We start from the raw sequence: 21,907 nt of genomic DNA, 5'->3' as shown, positions 1-21,907 counted from the left end.
TCATCCTGCAGACCTTGAGGGGGACCACGCCCGCGGCGGTGAGACTGGACACCAGAGATTTCAAAGACCTGCGAGGGCAATCGACCCTCGGAGGCCCGAGTCTATCATGCCCACAAACTCAGGTGGGTTTGCGCGACACAGGCGGCGGCGCCACGCCTCCGGCAACGGGAGTGGCGCCATAAACGGGCTGCTCGTGTTGTGGCGGGAACGTGGCGCTTCACCCCGGCGGCAGCGGGACCTCGAACCAGAAGGTCGAGCCCTGGCCGGGCACGCTGCTGACGCCGATGCGGCCGTCCATCATCTCGATCAGCTGGCGCGAGATGGCCAAGCCGAGGCCGGAGCCGCCGTGCCGGCGGGTGGTGGTCTGGTCGGCCTGAATGAAGCGTTCGAACAGGCGCTCGGCCAGTTCGGGAGCGATGCCGACCCCGGTATCGGTCACCGTGACGCGCAGGAGCACGCCCGGCTCGCCGCCCGATCGCGGCTTGGCTGTGACGCCGAGGGTGACGCCGCCCTGGTCGGTGAATTTGATGGCGTTGCCCATGAGATTGAGCAGAACCTGACGGACTCGCGGGCCGTCACCGAGCAGCACCTCCGGCAGGTCAGGCGAGATGTCCTGGGAGAGCCACAGCTCCTTGTCTTCGATCTGGCCGAGGATGATCTCGATCGCCTCGCCGAACAGCTTTCGGGGCTCGAACGGCTGGATGTCCAAGGCCATGCCCCCGGCCTCAAGCCTCGAGAAGTCCAGGATGTCGTTGATCACCGACAGCAGGGCCTTGCCGGCGATGTTGATGCGGTCGGCGCATCGCCGCTCGACCGGCCCCAGCCCTTCGCGGGCCTGCAGCAGGGTCGAGAAGCCGATGACGCTGGTCAGGGGCGTGCGGAGCTCATGACTCATATTTGCGAGGAAGTGCGATTTGGCTTCCGAAGCCAGTTCGGCGCGGTCGCGGGCCTCGCGCAGGTCCTGCTCCAGCCGCCGTCGCTCGGAGACGTCGCGGATGACGGCGATCACCTCCACCGGCCGGCCGTCCGGGTCGAGCACGGTCTGGAAGGTCGTCTCGACCCAGACCTCGTGGCCATCCTTGTGCATGGCGCGATGCTGCAGGATGGCCCGGCGTTCGCCGCCGGCCAGGCGGGCGAACGTATTGAGCAACTCGCCCTGGTCGTCCGGGTGCAGGAATGCCTGGGCCGGTCGTCCGGCCATCTCCTCGGGCGTGAAGCCGAGCAGACCCGTTACGGCCGGCGAGATGTAGCTGCTGCGGCCGTCCAGCTTCAGCCGGGTGACCACATCACCCATGTGGTTGGCGACCAGCCGATAGCGGGCCTCGCTGCGGCGCAGGTGTTCGAGGGCCTGGTGGCGTTCGGTGACGTCCTGGACGACCCCGAAGATGGCCGCCGCGCGACCGTGCTTGTCGACCTGCCTCAGGCCGCTGACGAGGACGCGGCGACGGGTCCCGTCGGGGCGCTGGATGGTGGTCTCGAACTCCTCGGAGCTGCCGTCCTTGAACACCCGCTCGATGAAGGCCTCGCGCTCGGCCCGGTCCTCGTCGGCCGCGACGCCGAGCCAGGACTCGCGCTTCAGCGGCGTGGCGGGGTCGAGGCCATAGATGCGATAGACCTCGTCCGACCAGATCACGGCGCCGGTGTCCAGCCGCCAGCGCCAGTGCCCCACGTGGGAGACGGTCTCGGCCAGGGCGAGCAGGCGGTGTTCCTCCTCGGCCGCGCGGCGTTCGCCGCTGAGCTCAAGCTGCTCGGCCACCAGGTCCGCCAGTTCGCGCAGCCGCGCCTGGTCGCCCTCGTTGAAGTCGTAGCGCGGGCTGGTGTCGATCAGGCAGAGGGTGCCGAGGTTGTGGCCGGCGGCGGTAGTCAGGACCGCGCCGGCGTAGAAGCGAACCCCGCCGGCCCCGACAACGTGGGGATTGTCTGCGAAGCGGGGATCCCGGGAAGCGTCAGGGACGACCATGACGCTGGCCGGCGGTAGTTGAATCGCGTGACTGCAGATAGCGTCCTCACGCCGGGTCTCGGTCAGATCCATGCCGTGGGTGGACTTGAACCACTGGCGGTCGCCGTCGATCAGGGTGACCAGCGCTGTCGGCACGTTGAACAGGCCAGCCGCGAGTCGAGTGACCCGGTCGAAGCGCGGTTCGGGCGGCGTATCGAGGATGGCGAGGTCGTGCAGGGCGTTTAGCCGCAACTGTTCGGCGACCGGATCCAGGCTGGACAAGGCATGGTCTGACGGGGCGGCGTGTGGGGTCATTCTTCGGGCTTGCTTAGGGGACGCCGATCACAGCGGAGCGCCCGCTACGAGGGTCGCCGGATTCTCCCAACCGCTGTGATGTGAACCCGCCATGGTGAAGCAACCCTTTTGCGGATCACCGGGTTCCGGTCTGGCTCCGAACACCCGCGTTCGAGCGCTGATGAAACTAACGCATGTAAGTGTCGGGCCGCCCAGACCTGACACACCAGGGATATGAGCGAGACCATCCTTCCTACCGATCTGTCGATGAACCCGCCCGCCATGCGCGATCGTGGCGCGGCCGCGCAGGCGCTCGAGGATCATGTTCTGTTGACCGAACTTGCGGACGAAGTCCGCGCCTCGGTGCTGGCCCGCGGCCGGTTTCGCCGCTACGCGCCGGGGGCGGTCCTGTCCGATGAAGAGGCCATGGTGCGGTTCGTGCTGAAGGGCGCCCTCGGGACCTTCGCCGCCGTCGACTTTCTTTGCCTGACCTACTTCGGCCCCGGCGCCGTTGCGGGCCTGGAGGCGGTGGGCGGGGAGAGCCGCGGCCGGGTGCTGCAGGTCGTCGCTGACGCCGAGGTGTTCGAGCTGACCGCACGCGCCCTCATCGGGGCCGTGGGACGGAGGGAGGCTGAGCGCATGCTGGGCCTCTCGGCGACGAAACGGCTGGCCGAGACAGAGACCGAACTGACCTGCCTGGCCACCTATGGCATCGGACCGCGCCTGGCGCGATGGCTTCTGCGCCTTTACGCCCTGAACCCCGGCCATCCGGTGATCATGAGCCAGGAACGGCTGGCGCAGTTGCTGGGCGCCCAGCGCACGAGCGTGAACGCCGCAGCCCATCCGCTGCAGGAGCAGGGGATCGTCCGCTACAGCCGTGGCAGGATCAGCCTTCTCGACCCAGGCCGCCTGGCGGCGCTGGCCTGCTGTCCTCCGGAAAATCACGCGCCTGAGCGGCCCGCACCAGAGCGCCGCTGAGCAAGGAGTCGGATGATGGAGGACGAAGGCCAAAGGGAACTCCAGCACCGGATGAAGAACATGGCCGCCGTCATCCGCTGCCTGGCGCGGCGCTCGGTGGCGACCAGCGACAATCTTGAGGAATTCCAGACCCGGTTCGACGGCCGGGTCGGCGCCCTGGTCCGCGCCCATATCGCCCGGTCGCGGAACGAGGCCGCGGGGCCCGACCTGGAGGAGATCCTCCGAGACACCCTTCAGGAGCATGCGCCGGGCGCGGGCAACTGGTCGGTCGCGGGGCCAGAGGTTCAGCTTCCGGGGTCGCTGGGCGACATCCTGGCCCTGCTGTTCCATGAGTTGGCCGTCGAAGCGCTCCTCGGCGGCGGGTTGGCGGACGAAGGCTTGTCGGAGCCCGGCGGGCGGCTCGAGGTGGAGTGGGGCGTCGAGCCCGGCGACCGGCCGCACCTGCGTCTCGATTGGCGGGAGACCGGCAGGGCGGAGAGGCGGACCGTGATCGGGTCTCGCCTGGCCCGCGAACTGCTCGACACCGCGCTGCCCCGGCAGTGTCAGGGGCGAGCCGAAGAGGCGGCGGAGCCGGACGGCCTGAGGCTGCGACTGAACATCCCGCTAGGGGAGGCTGGGTGATGCCTTCCGCCTCCATCGTCGCCCTGCGTCTCAGCCGTCTCGCCCCGCTCGGACCGGAGGCGACCGCGGCCCTGTGCGGTCTGCGCGAAAGCCACCGGCTGCCGGCCGGCGGGGCGGTGGTCGAGGAGATGGAGCCGCTCAGGCCCCGCTTCCTCGTCTCCGGCTGGGCGGCGCGGGTGCGCTGGCTGGCGGACGGCCGGCGACAGGTCATCGGCCTGGTGCTGCCGGGGGACGGCGTGGGGATCTGCGAGCGGCCTCAGCCCCTGGCCCTGTGCGCCATGACGGCGGTGACCCCGGTCGAACTGGTCGACGCCTCGACGGTCGCCCGGCAGGTGTTCGGCCCCGACGGACCCCAGGCGCGGGACCTGTCCGTCGCCCTGGCCATGTCGGCGGCGATGGACGAGGCTCACCTGATCGACCACATCGTCCGCCTGGGCCGACAGACCGCGATCGAACGCATGGCGCATCTGCTGCTGGAACTGCGCTTTCGCCTGGCGCTGGTCGATCTGGCGCAGGACGACGAGATGCCGTTGCCCTTGACCCAGGAGCAGCTGGCCGACGCCCTCGGGCTGAGCGCCGTGCACGTGAACCGCACCTTGCAGCAGTTGCGCCGCGAAGGGCTGATCGAACTTGGGCAGGGGCGGGTGCGTCTGTTGCGGCGGCCCCTGCTGGAGACGATCGCCGACTACAAGGCTCCGGAGGTGACGCGCTGGGGCGGCGGCGTGGCGGCCGCGTCCTAGGTCGTTTTGACGCCGTATGGCGAACGCGGTCCGGTGAGGTAAGCTCGGCGGGAACCGACCGGAGCCGACCGCATGCTGACCGCCCTCTGCCTCGGACTGACCCTCGTCTGCGCGGGGGCGGCCCCGCCGAGCGCCGGGCCGGTCGAAGTCCGTATCCAGCCGGACGGACGCAAGCCGTGGACCGTGCGCTATGAAACCGAGCAGCCGGTCTCCAAGCTGGTCTTCCCCCAGTCGCCGGACGACAGCCGGGCGCGGGGGTGGCGGCCCGAGGCCGGGTTCGAGGTGGTCTCCGGTCCCGACGGCGAGGCGCTGCGCCGTGTCGACGGGGCGGCCTTTTCAGAGGCGACCGTGGTCATGGATCCGGTCTATCGCGAACTGCCCAAATCCTATGCGCCGTTCTCGCCCTATGGCGACGGGGGCATGCTGTTTCACACAGGGCGGCTGTTCGCCTGCGCCGAGGAATGCGCCGACGGCCAGACCTATCGCTTTGTCCTGACCTCGGATCATCCGGTTCTGGTGGATGGACGCAGTGACGAGGGGGAGGTGATTTGGACCGATCGCGACGACGGCCGCAGCGTCTATGTCGGCGACACGCGCCCGGCCGAGACGGAGTTCGGCTCAGCGGTCATCGACGGGGCTCTACCGACGGCGATCCGCGAGCAGCTTGAGCGCGAGCTGCCGGCCTTCATGACCCTCTACGCCGGCAAGCTGGGGACGCTCGACTACAGGCCGATGCTGTTCGTCTCCTACGACACGCAACATGACGAGCCGGGCCGTTTCGGCAACCAGGGGGGGACCCTGCCGGGGCAGGTCTTCATCCATCTGTACGGCGCCGAGTGGGAGCGGCGTCTCGCCGAGGGCGACGCAGCCGACGGCCTGCGCTGGCATTTCGCCCACGAGGCGGCCCATCTCTACCAGCGTCAGCTGTTTGCGCCGGAGCCGGAGAACGCCTGGATCCATGAGGGCGGGGCTGAGGCCATGGCCTGGCTGGCCCTGCGCGACACGGATCCGGCGCTGGCCGAGGCCCATTTGGCGGATGCGCGGACGCGGTGTGGGGCCAGTCTGGCGGCGGCGGGCTCGGTGCGCCAGGCCGTCACGGCCGGGGATTTCGATGCGAGCTATGTCTGCGGCTTCCTGATCCTGGTCGAGGTCGACGCCCGGGTGCGTGCGGCCAAGCCGGACTCCGATGGCCTGTTCACCGTCTGGCGAGCCTATGTCGAGCAGGCCGGCGGGCGCGGGTCCGAGGCGGCGTTCCTCGCGGCCGTCCGAACCGTCGGCGGGGCCGGCCTCGCGGCCTGGACGGAGGGCGCGGCGCGCTCGGCGGCGATCGGCGCCTGATCGCGGACGGTCCGGGCCCCGGGCGCCGGCGGCGCTGAACTTCACCGGCGGGGGCGGAGGGGCGAGGCTCAGCCGGACAGCCGTGGCGTTCCTATGCCCGGGGTCGTTCCCGGGCCGGTGTGGGTCCGGCCGGTCATCCAGGGGACGTCGGCCTTCACGACCTTGGTCGGCCCGAGAGACTGGGGCGTTTGCGCGTAGCCGAGATCCTTGAGCCGATCCCGCGCGGCCGTCGTCAGGTCCTCGAAGCTCACCGTTTTCAGCTCGCGCAGCAGGCTGGCGAGGCAGAAGGTGAAGGCGCCATAGCTGGTGACGCCGTGCCGGTACTCATAGGATTTCTCGTGCTCCGCGCACGCCTCGACGATGAGCGGCAGGTAGGGGCCGATGATGGTCTTGTCGTCCTTCTTTCGGGCCGCTCGGTATTTGGTATCGCTGTCCCGTCGCAGCATCGACGCGCGCCCGAGACGGACACTGGCGCCGTCGCCGCCGAAGAAGTCTTCGTTGGCCTTGGTCTTGGTGCTGAATTTCGCGTTTAGCCGCGCGAAGTCGCGCTCGACCCACATCTGCGTCTTGAAGTCCCACTTCAGCTCGCGGTGGCGGATATCATCCGGCGGCGAGATGCCCCGGGCCCTGGCGCCGCCCTGGCGGTGCACGCCTCCGGAATGGCAGCAGTCGAAAATGAGCGCCAGCTGCAGGTCATAGGGGAGCTGGCTGTACAGGCCGTAGATGTGGTCGTCCGTGATGGCCGTTCCGGAGGTCCAGTCGAAGTCCCACGGCACGAGGGTCTCCGTTCGGCGGTCGGGTTCGAGATCCTCCCCGTATTGCGGCATGCGCGCGCCGTGTCCGCTGTAGTAGAAGACGCGCTGATCCCCGCCGCGAGCGTCGTCCATCAGCCATTCGAGCCGCTCCAGGATGCCGGCCTGCGTCGCCCGCTCGTCGAGGCAGATTCGAATGTCCTCCGGTGCGAAGCCGCATTCCTGCAGGACCGCACTCATCGTGAAGACGTCGTTGACGCAGCCCTCTAGGCGGTCCGCCGGGTTCGGGTACTCGTTGATGCCGACGAGCAGGGCTCGCTTCCGATGCGTCGTTTCCGGCTTGGCTTTCGAGGTCTTCGGCTTCGCTTTTCCATCCCCTGCTTTCCAGGGATCGTTGACGGCCCCGAAGCCCCTGGCGCCGTCCAGCTCAGCGGCGAGCGGCCGCCAGAACGAACCGGCCGTGACGGCATGGCCGAGGTAGCCGTCGGCCGCGTGATCGCCGGAGCCTTCCATGTCGAAGGGCGTGAGCAACTGGGTGAAGTTGGCCACGCCCGGCATCCGGATCTTCGCCGTGAAGACGTCGTCATGCTCGTTGTACAGGTGATGCCAGTGCCGAACGGGCAGGGGTTCGACCCGCCCATGGGTCAGGTTGCCGACCACGAACGGATTGCCGATCTGCGAGCCCAGGGTGACGTAGTTGGCGGCGCGCAGGATCGCAGCGGTCTCGCCCCCGGCGTGGGTGAGCGCGTCCGGGTGACCCAGGGCGTTGTAGGTGATCAGGGACCCCAGGCTGTGCGCGAGAATGATGTTCGGCTTGAACTCGTGGATCAGGTCCAGGGCCCACGCCCGGGTCGCAGTCTGGAACTTGTCGTTCTCGACCCAGGCGACGACGTAGCCGGCCGTCCAGCGCACCTTGTCGTTGACCGAGGACAGGACGCCTCTCTCACGCCGGAAGGCGCTGGACAGGCCGCTGAGCGCGAGCTTCCCCAGAGCTGACGCCGTCTGGACGAGCGAGAGGTCCGTCTGTTCGAAGATCGGGTCATAGGTCGCGAAGTGGAAGGCCTTGTCCGGAACGTCGCCGACGACCCGCTCGATGGCGGCCTTCCAGGGCTCCGCCCAAGGCTTCCCGCGATGGTCGCCGAGGCCGTGAATCGCCAGAATCCGAAACGTGTCCGTCGTCATCGCAGGTCCTTTCACGCGAAATGAGCCCGACCGCGGCTCCTAGAACGGCTTGATGATCATCCATTCGCCGACGAGCGCTCTTTCGCGCCGTCGCCGGCGTTCCAGTTCGTCATAGGCGGGCGTGCCGGCTTCGAGCTGGATCAGGGCGTGACCGATGGCGCCGTCGTCATCTTCGGCCCTCAGATCGAGCTCGTACGCGCCGTCGGCCGTGAGACGAGCGAGGCCGAGCGCTGTGGGCCCGTGAAAATCCCGTGACCGCCGCCCCGGCTCCACGGGCAGGTCTCGCCCTTTCCAGAACGCAGCCAGATTGGGCCATTCGGTCTCGAGCGCCGGGTCGTTCCCGAAGAAGCGCGAGGCGCTTTCGGCGTAGGTCTCTTCCAGCCCCGCATCGCCATCCTGCTGCTCGTAGGCGTGGAGGGCGGCGAAGTCCGCCTCACGGGCCGACACGAACGCGGGGTTGTGACAACGCAGGCGGTCCTGGAGGTAGTCGTCGGCGTGGAGCGTCTCGTGAATGAGGAGATTGAAGGCGTTGTGCATCCATCCCTGCGGCGGCACCCGGCGCCGCCCGGGATTATCGGGATCCGGCACGGTCGCGACGACCACGGCTTTCTCGTCGGGCAGGTAAGCCCCCGGCACGAGGTCCCAGGTCTGCCCCTCGGGCCATCCCCGCGGGCGGACGCCGATCAGGTCCTGCCGGGCGTCGGTGATCGAATTTCGGCACGCCAGCACGCGCAGGCCTTGGGCGTGAAGGATCGCCTGAAGCGGCTCGGGCAGGCCGGCTAGCTGGATCTGCACCAGCGCAACGTCGGTTTCGTCCCCGCTCCCCCGCGCTTCAACGGAAAGGGGCATCGTGCGGCTCCTGCGGATCGTGACTGGGGCTCAGCTCCACTGGAAGGGGCGCACGCCAGAACCGCGGTCGAGCCCCGTATGTCTCGCGTCGAAATAGCACGCCGATGCCCTTTCCGCAGACCGATCGCTCAGAGCGGTAGGTGACGATTCCGGCCGAACATTGTTCTTTGCGGAAGGCTGCCCGGCCACATCATCCGTCCAGTGGATAACCCACCGCCGGCTCTGTCTGGATCAGGTGCGTCAGGGACAGGCTCGTCTCGCCGCCATAGCTCCGCCAGTTGGCTTGGTGACGAAGCTGACCGCGTGTTTAACGCCAGATGCGGACGGACGCCTTCGAACCCCTGCGGGTTCAGCGGTGGCGGAGAGGGTGTGCGCGGGACCAGTGCTTCTCGTCGTCCACGGGCGTCTAATATTCTCAATGTTCACCGCTAGTTAACGTACAATTTGTCCACGCTGGTCTGTCTCCGTCTCCCTCTTTCAAAGAGGATTGGTGGGACCAAAGTTGGTGCCGGATGCACCCCGATGCGCAGGAACTTCGATGCCTCGACCACTGCATAAGCTGTCGCCGCGCGCCGTGCTGACATCCTCAGAGCCCGGTCGCTACGGCGATGGCGGCGGCTTGTACCTCGTCGTCTCGCCAAGCGGCAGCCGCAAGTGGGTGTTCCGCTTTCGCTGGAAGAAGCGCCTGTCCGACATGGGCCTCGGCTCCGCTTCCGTGGTCACGCTGGCGAGGGCTCGTGAGCGCGCGGCCGCAGCGCGACTTCAACTGTCTGAGGGCATCAATCCGCTGGAGGAAAAACGAGCCAAGCGGTCCATCCCGCTGTTCGGCGTCTTCGCTGATGAACTGGTTATTTCCGTCAAGGATCAGTGGAAGAACGAAAAGCACGCCGCCCAGGTGCAGTCGACGCTGGTGCGGTACGCGGCGAAGATCCGGTCGATGCCTCTCGATCAGATTGAGACCGCACACGTACTGCAGGCGTTGCGTCCAATCTGGACCACGAAGGCGGAAACGGCCGGGCGCGTGCAGAGTCGGATCCAATGGGTCTTGGATGCGGCCAAGGCGCAAGGTTACCGAACCGGCGAAAATCCCGCTCGCTGGAAAGGCCACCTCGACCAACTCCTGCCCAAGCGCTCCCAGCGCACCAAGAAGCATCATGCGGCGTTGCCGTTCGCCGAGGTTCCAGCGTTTGTTCAGGATCTGCGGGGCAAGGAGGCAACCGCCGCCCTGGCGCTGGAGTTCATCATCCTGACAGCGACCCGTTCGGGGGAAGTGCGCGGCGCGACGTGGTCCGAGGTCGATTTTGAGGCCGCTGTCTGGACCATTCCGGCGAGCCGGATGAAGGCCGGCAAGGAGCACCGCGTGCCGCTGACGCCGGCAATGGTTGCGCTGCTTGAAAGTCTGCTCCCTCTGACCGGCGACCTCCCGACCAACTTCATCTTCCCCGGACCGAAGGGGCCGACTGTTGGGCTGTCCGACGCCGCCTTCAGCGCCTTGCTTCGACGGATGGGCCGCGATGGAGCCGTCACCGCCCACGGATTCCGCTCAAGCTTCCGAGATTGGTGTGGCGAGACTACCAACTATCCGCGCGACCTCGCCGAGCTCGCCCTGGCGCACGCCGTGGGAGATATGACCGAGCGCGCCTACCGGCGGGGCGATGCGCTGGCCAAGCGGCGGGTCATGATGCGCGAATGGTCCATCTTCTGCATCCCCGGGTCCGATAGCCTTGACGACGACGCGATCGTGACGTCGGTCGAAGACGAGCCAGAAGCGCAGGCCGCCGCCTAAGAGCGTCGGCCACCGAGAATTCATTAGGCGACGGCGCCGGTGGTGACGGGCTGATTCGGCACCCGGTCGCCACCTGCGAAAGCGGTTTTTCCGGCTAGCGCACGGGCAGACTTTTTAGCTGACTTCCGTGGTTGATCGAACGTCCGCAAAGCGTCGATCAGCAGATCCCGCTCACCCTGATTCGCGTCGTGACGGCACCCTGATTCCCATGTCCCGGGCACCCCGTCCGGCACCGTAGGAGTCATTATGATCAACCCCAATGGCCGCTTCGAGCGGTTGCCCATCGTCATGGACCGCATCGGCATGAGCCGCTCGTGGATCTATAAAGAGATAGCCGCGGGGCGCTTCCCCAAGCCGGTCAAGATCGGGTCCTGCTCCGGCTGGTATGCCGGCCAGATCGACACCTGGATCGAACAGCTCGTCGCTTCCCAACAAGGAGAGCCTGCCGATGGTTTGGCCTCCTTCGCGCCGGCGGGGGAGGGCGCATGACCATGCAACGCACCTCTCAAACCGCTGGTCAGTTCCATTCGCCTTCTGAGATCGGCCGCCGCCTCGACGTCCACGCCAAGACGGTCAAGCGCCTGATCAAGTCCGGGGAGCTACGCGCTCACCTCGTCGGAGGCCAGTACCGGATCTCTGACGACGACTTCGCGGCCTACGTCGCCCGGTGCCGCATCTGATGTCCGGAGTGGTGACGGTCGGGCCGTATTGTCCAATATTTCCAAGTACAAAGTTCATCGTACGTAACATACGGTGAGAATAGTCAGCCGCTACACACAATAAGTAGCTTGCACTTTCCGCATTGTCCGCTCTCGGGTGGACATATCTGTACAATGAAGACAGAACGATAATGACTCAACTTTCAAACGCGCACATCTCTATGTCCACGACAACTGCCGAAGCGATCTGTCGATCGCGTCAACTCCAACTTTTTGAGGAAGCGACCATCATGTCCATTTCCCCGGCGCGCCGCGTTGGAAAGCGGCCTTCGGCGGTGGCGCGGCCGCGGGGCGCGAGCGATCGCGAAGTCCGTGTCGCCCAAAGCTCACAGGAGGGCGGACGATCCGCCGCCCTCACGCCAGCCCCGGCGGGGCTCGCGACGCAGGCGCACCCCGGAGTTGGAACGCCCAAGTGTAAGCACGAACCCACCAGCGGCATCGACTTGCCTAAGTCCTCGAGCGTGGCGACTGAACCGGCCATTGGTTCAGTGGCCTTGGTGAGTTCCGATACAGCGGACCGCGGAGGAGGGCAGGCCAAGCCGCCTGCTCAGCTGGGATTGGCCACATCGGGGCCGGTCCCGCAGAATCTGCGGGAGCTGCTCGATAGACTCGAAAACGAGCCCGGGAAGGATCGCAAGGTCGTCGAGACGCGCCGGGCGATCAACCAGATCGGCCTCCTTCTGCGTAAGCCGCTCCAGAACATTCCGACCGAGCCCGTGCTGCTGCGTCCGTTGATCAAAGCGGCGACGCCAGCGTCGCTTGAGATCACATCGGCCCGGTGGTCGCGTCTGAAGAGCCTGCTGGCTTTTGGTCTGCGTCGCTACGGCATTGACCTGCAGCCGGCCCGTGATGTCGCGGGCCATTCGCCGGTCTGGAAGGCGCTGGCGTCCCTCGCGCCCGACCGTGCGAGCTTCATCGCCCTGTCGCGGTTCATGAGCTTCTGCAGCCGTGAAGGGATTTCGCCAGACGCTGTGACTGAGCAGGTGTTCTCGGACTTCGCCGAGGCGCTGCAGACCCGTAGCCTGCATCAAACGCCGAGCGCGATCTCGCGCGGGGCCATCAACAGCTGGAACCGGGCGGTCGCCACCGTTTCGGAGTGGCCGCAGAAGGTGATCCCGCTCGAACGACATTCGCGCTTCTATTCGTTTGCGTGGGATGCGTTTCCGGAGAGCTTCGGCAAGGATGTTGAAGCGTACCTGGCTCAGTGCGCCGTGACGGACATCTGGTCGGAGCACTCGAAGAAGGCCAGCCGCCCCAAGACCATTGAGCTGCGGCGAAGGCAGCTTCGCCAACTCGCCTCGCTCCTCGTGCTCAGCGGGCTTGCGATTGAAGAGGTCACCAGCCTGGCGGTGCTGACCAAGCTCGACAATGCGCGGGCGGCCCTTCAACAGCAAGAAGTACGCAAGGATGGCGTGGTTCCGCGCTCGCTTGCGGAGCACGCCTGGCTGCTCAAGACGATCGCCCGGAGCTGGACCAAGGATCCGGTTTCGGCGGAGGCCCTCGGCAACCTTGCCGCGCGCCTGAATACCGCGTCCCGGGAGATGACCGAGCGCAACACCTCGCGCCTGCGCCAGTTCGGGGTATCAACCAACGTGGACGCCCTGCTCAACCTGCCGGCGCGCGCTTTTGCCGAGGCTGAGGGCGCGGCGATCGTCACGCCCAAGATCGCGCGGCGTGTGGCATTTGCGCTGGCCGTAGATCTGCTGACTGTCATGCCGCTGCGCATCAACAACCTGACCGGGCTCGAGTTCGATCGCCACATCATCGTGCTGGGCCGGGGAAAGCGTCAGGAGATGCTGGTCGTGATCCCCGCCGCGGAGTTCAAGACGGGCAAAACGTTCGAAATGCGCGTGCCACACAGCGTCGTCGAGCGGATCAACCGGTTCATGGAGCGGTACCACCCGGTGCTTGCGCCTCAAGGCGCCGCCCAGTTGTTCGTGTCGCCCAAGGGCGGGCGACGCTCCACGACCGCCTTCTCTCGCGCGGTTTCCAACTTCGTGAAGCAGGAGACCGGCCTGATTATGAACGCCCACCTGTTCCGCTCGCTGGCCGGAAAGCTTCACCTGGAGGAACACCCGGAGGATACGGAGACGGTGCGCCGTCTGTTGGGTCATGAACGCTCAGAGACGACCCATCGCTACTACGTTGAAGCGCGCACCACCCGGCACATGCAGCGCTACACCGACATGATTGAGCAGCGCCGCGTTTCGGCTGCCGCGGCTCAACCCCTTAAGGTCCGCCGCAAGGGAGCCGGCAAATGACTCACCGATCTCTCAAAAGCCGTTGCCTGCCGGTCTCTGAATGGCCGGAGCAGGATCAGAATGCGTGGGCGCTCGCGCTCCAGCCCTACGACGCCTTTGATGCGAGTGTGGGCCTGGCCTCGGGCTGGGCCAGCACCACGCAAGAGGTCATGGCGGCCGGCTACGGCCGGTGGCTGAACTGGCTGGCTCAGCGTGACGACCTGAGTGCGTCCCAGTCGCCCGACGAACGGGCCACCCAGGCGCGGCTGCAAGCGTATCTCGAGAGCCTGCGCGCTGAAAATCTGGCCGAGTATTCGATCGCCGGAAGAATCAAGCAGCTTGGTCGCATGCTTCAGATGATCGAGCCGGCCGGAAACTGGGTCTGGATCGTACGCGCCGCGGACCATCTGCATTGCGCGGCCCAACCCAAACGCGACCGTCGCGAGATCATGCAGCCGCCAGAAGAGATCCTGCAACTGGGGCTGGATCTGATGGAGGCGGCGGAGCACGATCGATTCCGGACCGACACGGATCGCGCTGTGCTGTTCCGCGATGGTCTGCTCCTCGCCTTCCTGGTTCAGCGGCCTTTCCGGCGGTCGAACCTCGCTGGCCTAACGCTGGGTCAGAATCTGGAACTGAAGGACGTCTGGCAGATCCGCATTGAGGACGAGGACACCAAGAACGGCGCCCCGATCTCTTGCGATTGGCCGTCCGGCTTGGTGGAGGCGCTCGAACAGTACCTCAAGGTTCACCGCGAGACACTGTTTCGCGGGCAAAAAATCCGGGTCGACACTCAAGCGTTGTGGATCTCCAAACAGGGCAGGGCGATGGGCGACGACGCGATCTATTGCCAGATCAAGGCGCGGACGAAGGTGGAGTTCGGCAAGGCGATCAACCCGCACACCTTCCGCAGTATCGCCGCCACGATGATCGCGGAGAGCTCGCCGGCGGAGTCCACGGCAATTATGGATGTCCTCAGCCATGGATCGATGCGGACCTCGGAGCGGTTCTACAACCGGGCCGGGATGATGGCGGCTGGGGAGCGCTATCACCAAAGTCTGGAGGCTCACCGAGCCCGCGCCGATGATCGCGGAGGAAGCTCGGACAGCGAAAAGTCGGATTAGTGCCAAGGAATAGCGCTGCGCTGCCTTCGGATGTATCAGCGGGCAGCGAAGGCGCTAGGGATGTTGATCGAGGCTTCAATCGGCGTGGGAGAAGCGTCGTGGCATGATTATCTTCCTGAACTGGATGGTGGCCTCGCCCCACGCCCATTCCAGGGATGCCTGTCGCCCTACCAACGCAGCCGCTGCTATTGAGCTCGATGAAGGCTGATCCAACCAAAAATTGGCCAACCCAGTGAGGTCGCCCCTGAGCGCGCTCAAGCCGCTCCAACGGCTCCACGCCAGAAGCGGACGTCCGTCCCCCCGAAAGCGACATCAGGACAGCAGTGCGCGAGGTAAGGCGGCGGTCGCACTCCCCTTCGAATGGCGGATGCGGAGGGCTGTCAGGCCCGGATCAGCGGCGCAGACCCTGTTGAATCTCCGCAAGACATTCGGATAGGGCGCGTCCTCGCCGGCGGCCACGGCGGCGGCGTTAGCGGCGACCTTGGCCTCCCAGAGCAGATTCTGCTTGGCGAGGGCCTCTACTCCGCCGGCGAGGACCGCGGCGTCGTAGTCGGCCTGACGGGACCGGACGCTGACCAACGCCGTCGCATAGGCCCTGGTCTCGGCGTCCCAGGCAAACGGATCGTCCGGCTGGAGTTCGCGGGTCACGGCCGCTCCCAGCGTAGCACCATGTTTCTGCAGCGAGGCCGCGATCGCGGCGCCGAAGGCGTTGGCTTCCCGCACAACGACAAACCTGCTCTGCACATTGGTGGTGCCGAAAGTATCGTCCACGAGCAAGGCTCTACGGATCGAAAGCGCGGTCACCGCGGCGTCGCGAGCGGTCCGGGCGTCGCTCTGCTGGTCGACGAGCTCGATGACCCTAGCCTGGGCCTCGGGCTTGGCGTCGGGTTGAGCCGCCACAATTCGGGCGGCCCGCAGCTGGCGGTCGACGGCGGTAACGGCGGCCTCGCGGGCGCGCACGTCCGCCTCCAGCGCGGCGACCCCGGCGAGGGCAGTCTGTGCCGATCCGGTCGTGGGACGGAGCGGGACGATAGGGCTGGCGTAGCCGCGGAGTGCGGTGCCGCGCAACGGCGCACTTCCTGGCGCCATCGCTGGAAGTGGAAGGCGTACCGTAGCGAACGGCGTGCCCAATCTGGACTTGTTCGCGGTCCCCTCTGGTCGCTTCCGCCAGCCTTATCAAAGGCGCTGCAAAATCGGCCGAGCATCGGTCAGCCCGTTAAGCTAGACCACGCGTACTTGGTGAGGAGGCTGCCGCCTGAAGCTCGACGTCCTGGTTGCGCCAGCAGCGGTCATTGGGACGCCGCCGGAAAGCGGACATCCGAGACGCGCCGGGCTGACCGTCCGCTTCCGACCCATTGCGGACATTAGCGCTGTCGGCTCAGAATGGCTTGTTCGTCAGCGAGGAATCCATGTTGCAACCGCTACTCGCGTTCATCGCCGCAATGGGTGCCTCACAAGAACAAAGCACGCTGCGGCCATCCGGCGCGAACGACAACAGGGTCATGGTCGCCTATGCGGATGCCCAAGTCGCATCCGCTGTTGGCTGGAGCACGCGGCTTCCGGACGGAAGTCTTGGCGTGTCGACCTATACAGTGTTCCGGCGCGGCACCCGGGAGACGAACTGGACCACGCCAGCATACAATATCGATCGGATCGATTTCCGCTGTGACGAGCGCACCTTTCGCGTAGGTGGAACGCGCCTTTTCAGAGCCAACGCGGATCCTCTCGTGTCGCCCGTAAACAACGACGGACCGTTCAAGCCTATTGAAGGTGACGTTCTGCGGGAGCGTCAGTTCGAAGCGGTCTGCGGAACCGCCAGTCTGATCACCTACCCAACCTACTTCTACTTTATGGAAGCCTACGGATTAGGGGACGGTCGCTCAGCTAGGGTAGAGCCTGGCCCGATGGTGCACTAGACGAAGTCGGCTCCCGATCCTTAGCGATGTCTTCAGCGGGTAGAGGCTCGTCGAAATCTTCGGTGGGCGGGAGCTTGGTTCCGCACCAGGGGCAGTAGGCGATCTCGATTGTACTGGTGGCGAAGCCGTTTTCACCGTCACGAATGTAGAGGCCAAAGCCACCTTTTACCCGGGCGATCATTGCATCCGGACACGCGGCACGGGCCGCGTGGAGATCACACGTCCGACTGAGGTCATAGGCCATGCGGTCGCAGCAAGTTGTCATGCGTCACTTCTGCCCGGTGAGCGTTTGCTCAGCAATGTCCCCTTCCCATCCATAGCGGTCGTTAGCCGGGGGGTAGGCCAACGGTCAGCACCGCGCCAGAAGCTGACATCGACACCAGGCCGCAAAGCGGACCTCCCTCGCGAGCTGGCTCTGGATCCGCTTCGGACCCGTTGCGAACATCCGACTGAGATGCGACCGTTAAGCTTATGGGACGCAGAACATTAGCACTCGCTATCGGATTGGTCAGTTCTGCCTGTGACACAAGACCGTTGCCCGATGACCTATCGGTCGCGCGAGAGACTGAGATTACCTTCTCTGGAATTGATGCGCGGGTGCTCCCCGGTGACGCGGCGAACGCGGTCGTCAGCTTGAGGTGGAGCATCACCGGCAGGGATGTCGCCGCGATCGCGAACGATAGTCCCCCAGTCTACGTTTCAAATGGGTTCGATCTGATTGAAGCCAAGCCAAACCGGCAGCTGTCGAGCGACGGACGGGCTTTGGCCTTTACTGCTGTAGTCGAGATTCCACAGAAGCAGTGGGCCGATGGTTGCTGGCTAGCCCGCTACAACCTAGGCACCACAGTCGCGGAAGAGCCGATCATCTGCTTAAATCGTACTGACTTGTAAGGGGCCTCCAGCTTCCGGCTTGCGAGTCGCCTCGGCGCCAGAAGCGGTCATTGGCCCCGGCTCCGAAAGTGGACCCTCAGTTTGGTCGGCTGGTGACGTCTGCTCCCGACCCATTGCAGTCAGTCCGCGCCGCACGTGGACTCCGGCGCGGGGAGATGCGCTGATGACCGAGGCCGCGCGTTTTGGATGGCGCGTCCTGCGCTTAGTCTGGAGGCCGCAGTGCTAAGAAATCATACGCTTGCTGCCATGGACGGAGCGGACCTGGAGGCCCTCACGCCGGCCCTGGCGCCGATTGCTTTTGAACGAGGCGTCGTGGTGATCAAACAGGGCGAGGTCGTAGAGCACCTTATTTTCCCGACGACTGCATTTCTGGCGAACACCCTGGTGTTCCCGACCGGCGGCTCCAGCCTCATCCATGTCATCGGCGCCGAGGGCGTCGCCGGCCTGGGCCCCTTCCTTGCCGATGAGCCGTCAGGCTGGACAGTCGCGGTCAGAGCGGCGGGGGAAGCCTACCGGCTGCCCGCGGCCGCCCTCGAGCGACAGATGGAACGGAGCCCAATCCTTCGCAGTCAGCTTCAGAAGCTCTATTACGACTATCAGCTGCAGGCGGCGTATGGCGTCGGCTGTGCGGCGCATCACCACTCGCGGGGACGCGTGGCTAGCCTTCTCCTAAGAGCCACCGACCGCCTGACGACGCGGTGCCTGCATGTCACGCAGCAGGATCTCGCCGATATGCTGGGCATCCAGCGCACAACCGTCGTCGATGCAGCCAGACACCTGAAGTCTCTGGGCGCGGTCCATTATACGCGCGGCGCCATCGAGGTAGCGGACCGGCAAATGCTCGAGCGCGAAGCCTGCGAGTGTTACGCCGCCCTGAGCGCGACCCCCGTCCACGGACTGGCTAGCGGGTCCGCACGGGCCGCCGCTAGGTTGCGCCATAGGGTTGAAAACCATGTCCCTCCGGCCTCGACATAGTCGTGAGCCCCGGGCCGATGCGCGTCCGCTTCCCACCCTAGCTGAGATAGCCGGACCCAGTTGCCGGTGTCGGCACAGCGCCATGAGCGGACTTGGACAGCGAGCCGGTTTCCCGACGTTCGGCCACCGGAGCATGCCGATCAGGCGTGCGATCGAAGAGTGCAGGCGTTGCAAAGTACTGTCGGTCACCTTGGCAGCCTGACGCGTAGGCGGCGTGCACGATCGAGGAAAGCGGCCTCCCCGCCTTCGAGAATCTCGCAGACACGGCGTCGGATATCCGCTTCCTCCAGTCCCCCCGATATGTAGCTGATTTCCGGAAGGCCGCCCAAGGCGTGTGATCCTGATTGCGCAATGATGATTTGATCAGCGTCTGTGTTGATGACGAGGTTGGCGTTGTGCGTCACCATGATGACCTGCCGCTTGCGCTTGGCCTGGACAAACAGGCTGACCAGTTCATCGTAAATCGACTTCGGATCGAGGTTTTCCTCGGGCTGATCGATGATCAACGGTCGATCGTCCGCCTCGTCGAGCGCCAGATAGAGCAGCAACAGCACGATGCCGCGGGTGCCTGGTGAGAGTTTGCGGATATCGACACCGTCGTAGCGGATCTCGTAACTCACCCGGATATGGCTCGTGTCAAACAGCCACTGCGTGAACCGGTTCGACCAAGCTCGGAACTCCGCCCGTTGATCCGGTGCGAACGGAGCATGCGCCAGCAAATCCTTGGTGTAGGACCCAAGGAAGGCGGTCATCGCGGCTTGCACGTTCATCGCATCACCCTGCTGCCATACAGGCCGTAGCGCTTGATCAACAACCTTCACCAGCGATCCCTTTCCGAAGAATGGTCCGCCTCGACGGCAGTCGATCAGATCTCTCTCTCCGGTCTCAGCCCACTGTTCCGCGTCCACAATACGAGCGACCGAGAAGCTGAGCTTTTGAAGCGTGCCCGAGGACGCCTGCAGACGCGTCATGAGTGGTGCGTAGAGGTCCTGCAGGGTTTGCTGCTGATCGATGACGGCCTGGAACAACCGACCATAGGACGCCTCGCGTTCGGCTTGAAGGATACGCCGGCGGTCGAGCGCACCGTGGGTGTCTTCAAGCTGAGTTTTGAGCGTCGTGAGTGCGCCGTTTTCACCCGCGATGCGGGCCGCCAAGGCCGCGTACTGGTTTCGCACCAAGGCGTCAGCGTTGATATGTTTTTCCAGCCGGGCCATCTCGGCGACGATTAGGCCGAGTTGCACGGTCGAGAGATCCGCGCTCTCCGGGATAAGCGGCGTGTTCGCATCTCCTTCCGGCGGCCGGACGCCTTGCAGCTTGGCGATCTCTTCGTCAGCCCACTTCACGTAGGCAACGAGACTATCGTCGACGTTTCCCTTGTAGATGAGGAGAAACTGCTCCCAGCCCGCCGTGTCCAATCCGGCATTTGCGTATCGGGCCTGGGCTTCGCGAAGCATCTCGGGGGCTTTGGCGGATCGCATGTTCACGACCTCGTCCTGCATCGACACATAGGTGCGGCGCTGGGCCCCGAGGTTTTGGATCCTGGTGCTCAGAGCCTGTTTGGCGTGGTTGAGCTGCGCGTGTCGTGCGGCCTGGGCTTCGGATCCCGTCACGACCAGTTTGGCGAGGTCCGCAGTGTAGCCTGCGATCAGGTCAGTCTTTTGCCTGACCTGCTGTTCCAGCACGCCAACCATATTCTCCTTTTCGAGTTCGTCTGCGATCCGCTCGGACAGGGATGCAAGAGACTCGGTTTCGCGGCGGCGCGCCTGTTCGAATCTGCTCGTCCGGCGCTGGCGAAGGTCTGCGAAGTCGACTGCTCCATCCCGGTCATCAAGCGGATGGGCGTCAAAGATCACACGTTCGATTTCTCGGATCAGCCCCTCCGATGCGCCCTTCGCGGAGCACAGCTCTTCGACGAACTGCTGCGAGAGGTATCGCGCCCTGGGGAACGCCGTGGGCAGGTTCGCGTCCCGACCGTCGAGACGCCGGGTCACGCTTGCTCCGCCGCCCCACTTCAATGTCGCCTTCGCGTTTCCAACCAGAGGACGCGCGCGCACCAGGAACGACGGGCTTGCATTCTCATCAGCAGCCCAGGCTTGTGGTGTGATGGCGTCGCAAGCGGCGGCGATCATGTCGGCAAGCGCCGTCTTGCCCGAGCCGCGCGCGCCGATGATGGCCACCAGCCCAGGATTGAGACTGACATCCGGGGTGGAGGCCCAGTCGGCTTCAGCGATCGTAACCGCCGAGATCACTTGCGAGGGCATTGCCGAGTTCGGCGGTGCCACGCCGACAAAGGCGCGTCCACCTGGATCGATGCAGGCCTGTCGGAGAGCATCGAACGTTGGCGCGCCCTTGATCCATGAGAACCGGTCGCCCGTCGGTTCGCCAACGCCGGCAATATCGTGGGCGTCGCTACCGTGGAGGCAGGGCTTGCACGTATCGTATCGCTCACGGATCTGGGCTACTGACAGGGCCTTCTCGCCTAGCCAGAATTCGCGCTGCCCGACGTTGCTGGAAAAGATGACGTCAGCGAATTTCTCGATCTCCTGACGGACCACCGCATCGGCCGCTTGCCTGACGCCCGAGGTCCCGTCGCCCTCCCCCCCGGCGACGGCCACGATGACGTTGGACTTCGCCCAGTCACTCTCGCCCATCACTTCGCGCAGCTGAGAGAAGTTCACCTTGAATTGGGTTGCACCATGAACAAGTGCCGCACGATCGTCGGAGATCGCAGGGTTTGCCCTTTTGCCCAGGCGGATGAGGTCTGCGCGCGTGCAGTCAAATCTATCGCCGAACGCGTTGAACTGCAGACGGGAGAGAAGCCTACCGACCTGCTCCAGATGGTCTGCATCCTCTGGGCTGACGAGCAGGTGAATATTCACGAAGCCGGTCTTCGCCGCCACATCGAGCCGAAGCTCGATGTTCGGGAAGAGGAGCTTCACATTCGGCAGACGACCTGCGGCGTGCCAGCCCCGGACGGCCGTGTAGCTCTCGGTCACATAGTAGTCGGTGACTGCGATAGCCTCGATCGTTGGGGCGGAGGCCTCCAGTTTCGCGAGGTAAGCCTCCCATGGATCGCCCCCGCCGAACTGGTTGTTGAGGACCGTCCCCGGAGCATGGATATGCGGCTCCCAACGGCGCCATTCGGCCCCACGATTAGTCATTGCGGCTCCGCTCGCTAAAGTTTCCGTAGACTAACGCCCCGGCGAAGCTCGTCGCAACCATTTGGCGAGTCCGGCAGGCACACAACAGCGCTGCCACGTTAATCACTAGAGATTGTGAGTTGCCTATGCACAGCGGCTAGATTGCGATTGAGATGTTGTATCCTGCTAATGATCAAAGCCCCCACCGCCGACTGTCGAACGTAATCCTAGTAACCTCCGAAGCGCCGAAAGCGGACGTCGCCAATGACCGCGATGAGTCAGTTGCGGATGTATCAAATCCGGCCTGGGCCGAAGGTCCGCTTCTGACTCGTCGCTGACATTTGAAACGTCCGCGCGTTGCCCGGGCGTCCGCGCAGCTGTCGGAACACGCCTAGATTATCGGACAATACTTCCGGAGCTTTG

Annotated in this window: 17 protein-coding genes; 11 read left to right on the top strand and 6 right to left on the bottom strand. The window is 65.3% G+C overall.

What is annotated here, in order from left to right; translation table 11 throughout:
- Nucleotides 1–217: 217 nt before the first annotated feature.
- Entirely contained in the window at nt 218–2,254 is a 2,037-nt protein-coding gene (locus ASC65_RS12555) for a PAS domain S-box protein (protein ID WP_082526043.1), read from the bottom strand.
- A gap of 213 nt (nt 2,255–2,467) precedes the next feature.
- Between ASC65_RS12555 and ASC65_RS12550 the strand changes: the two genes are divergently transcribed.
- The 4 genes from ASC65_RS12550 (at nt 2,468) to ASC65_RS12535 (ending at nt 5,910) form a co-directional block, all read left to right on the top strand.
- Nucleotides 2,468–3,211 (top strand): Crp/Fnr family transcriptional regulator, encoded by a 744-nt coding sequence (locus ASC65_RS12550; protein ID WP_056453780.1) that lies wholly within the window; start codon nt 2,468–2,470, stop codon nt 3,209–3,211.
- 12 nt (nt 3,212–3,223) lie between these two features.
- On the top strand, nt 3,224–3,832 hold the full coding sequence (locus tag ASC65_RS12545) for an HWE histidine kinase domain-containing protein (RefSeq protein WP_056453777.1): 609 nt from the start codon (nt 3,224–3,226) through the stop codon (nt 3,830–3,832).
- On the top strand, nt 3,832–4,572 hold the full coding sequence (locus ASC65_RS12540; protein ID WP_056453774.1) for a Crp/Fnr family transcriptional regulator: 741 nt from the start codon (nt 3,832–3,834) through the stop codon (nt 4,570–4,572). The genes ASC65_RS12545 and ASC65_RS12540 overlap by 1 nt, the downstream gene beginning before the upstream one ends.
- Before the next feature lie 72 nt (nt 4,573–4,644).
- Entirely contained in the window at nt 4,645–5,910 is a 1,266-nt protein-coding gene (locus ASC65_RS12535) for a hypothetical protein (RefSeq protein ID WP_056453771.1), read from the top strand.
- Nucleotides 5,911–5,978: 68 nt separating this feature from the next.
- On the opposite strand, the gene ASC65_RS12530 is transcribed toward ASC65_RS12535, so the two are convergent.
- Nucleotides 5,979–7,844, bottom strand: a complete 1,866-nt coding sequence (locus tag ASC65_RS12530; RefSeq protein ID WP_056453768.1) for a caspase family protein — start codon at nt 7,842–7,844, stop codon at nt 5,979–5,981.
- A gap of 39 nt (nt 7,845–7,883) precedes the next feature.
- Nucleotides 7,884–8,693: a hypothetical protein gene (locus ASC65_RS12525; protein ID WP_056453765.1), complete on the bottom strand. Its 810-nt coding sequence runs from the start codon at nt 8,691–8,693 to the stop codon at nt 7,884–7,886.
- A 538-nt stretch (nt 8,694–9,231) separates the two neighbouring features.
- Here ASC65_RS12525 and ASC65_RS12520 point away from each other — a divergent pair.
- The 5 genes from ASC65_RS12520 to ASC65_RS12500 all read left to right on the top strand — a co-directional run bounded on the left by ASC65_RS12520 (nt 9,232) and on the right by ASC65_RS12500 (nt 14,562).
- The gene (locus ASC65_RS12520) at nt 9,232–10,479 is read left to right on the top strand and encodes a tyrosine-type recombinase/integrase (protein ID WP_056453762.1); all 1,248 of its coding nucleotides are present in this window, start codon (nt 9,232–9,234) and stop codon (nt 10,477–10,479) included.
- Between the two features lie 246 nt (nt 10,480–10,725).
- Nucleotides 10,726–10,968, top strand: a complete 243-nt coding sequence (locus tag ASC65_RS12515) for a helix-turn-helix transcriptional regulator (protein WP_056453760.1) — start codon at nt 10,726–10,728, stop codon at nt 10,966–10,968.
- Complete coding sequence (locus tag ASC65_RS12510; RefSeq protein WP_056453757.1) at nt 10,965–11,159, top strand: helix-turn-helix domain-containing protein; 195 nt, start codon at nt 10,965–10,967, stop codon at nt 11,157–11,159. The genes ASC65_RS12515 and ASC65_RS12510 overlap by 4 nt, the downstream gene beginning before the upstream one ends.
- A gap of 269 nt (nt 11,160–11,428) precedes the next feature.
- Nucleotides 11,429–13,459: a tyrosine-type recombinase/integrase gene (locus tag ASC65_RS12505; RefSeq protein WP_162245679.1), complete on the top strand. Its 2,031-nt coding sequence runs from the start codon at nt 11,429–11,431 to the stop codon at nt 13,457–13,459.
- Entirely contained in the window at nt 13,456–14,562 is a 1,107-nt protein-coding gene (locus tag ASC65_RS12500) for a tyrosine-type recombinase/integrase (protein WP_056453752.1), read from the top strand. Before ASC65_RS12505 ends, ASC65_RS12500 begins: the two co-directional genes overlap by 4 nt.
- 312 nt (nt 14,563–14,874) lie before the next feature.
- Here the strand turns inward: ASC65_RS12500 and ASC65_RS12495 are convergent, their stop codons facing one another.
- Nucleotides 14,875–15,630 (bottom strand): hypothetical protein, encoded by a 756-nt coding sequence (locus ASC65_RS12495; RefSeq protein WP_056453749.1) that lies wholly within the window; start codon nt 15,628–15,630, stop codon nt 14,875–14,877.
- 341 nt (nt 15,631–15,971) lie between these two features.
- Here ASC65_RS12495 and ASC65_RS17205 point away from each other — a divergent pair, with 341 nt between their 5' ends.
- Nucleotides 15,972–16,478 (top strand): hypothetical protein, encoded by a 507-nt coding sequence (locus ASC65_RS17205; RefSeq protein ID WP_156459658.1) that lies wholly within the window; start codon nt 15,972–15,974, stop codon nt 16,476–16,478.
- On the opposite strand, the gene ASC65_RS17835 is transcribed toward ASC65_RS17205, so the two are convergent.
- A complete protein-coding gene (locus tag ASC65_RS17835; RefSeq protein WP_442854127.1) occupies nt 16,447–16,743 on the bottom strand; it encodes a DUF6980 family protein in 297 nt (98 codons plus the stop codon). The two genes, ASC65_RS17205 and ASC65_RS17835, sit on opposite strands and share 32 nt — an antisense overlap.
- Before the next feature lie 872 nt (nt 16,744–17,615).
- Here ASC65_RS17835 and ASC65_RS12490 point away from each other — a divergent pair.
- The gene (locus ASC65_RS12490; protein WP_056453746.1) at nt 17,616–18,344 is read left to right on the top strand and encodes a Crp/Fnr family transcriptional regulator; all 729 of its coding nucleotides are present in this window, start codon (nt 17,616–17,618) and stop codon (nt 18,342–18,344) included.
- Between the two features lie 185 nt (nt 18,345–18,529).
- Here ASC65_RS12490 and ASC65_RS12485 read toward each other — a convergent pair whose 3' ends face one another.
- The gene (locus ASC65_RS12485) at nt 18,530–21,505 is read right to left on the bottom strand and encodes a TrlF family AAA-like ATPase (RefSeq protein ID WP_056453743.1); all 2,976 of its coding nucleotides are present in this window, start codon (nt 21,503–21,505) and stop codon (nt 18,530–18,532) included.
- Nucleotides 21,506–21,907: the final 402 nt, after the last annotated feature.

The sequence above is a fragment of the Brevundimonas sp. Root1279 genome, from assembly GCF_001425945.1.
GTDB lineage: Bacteria > Pseudomonadota > Alphaproteobacteria > Caulobacterales > Caulobacteraceae > Brevundimonas.
Note: the sequence above shows the minus strand (reverse complement) of the source record. Positions and strands in the feature narration are given on the sequence as shown.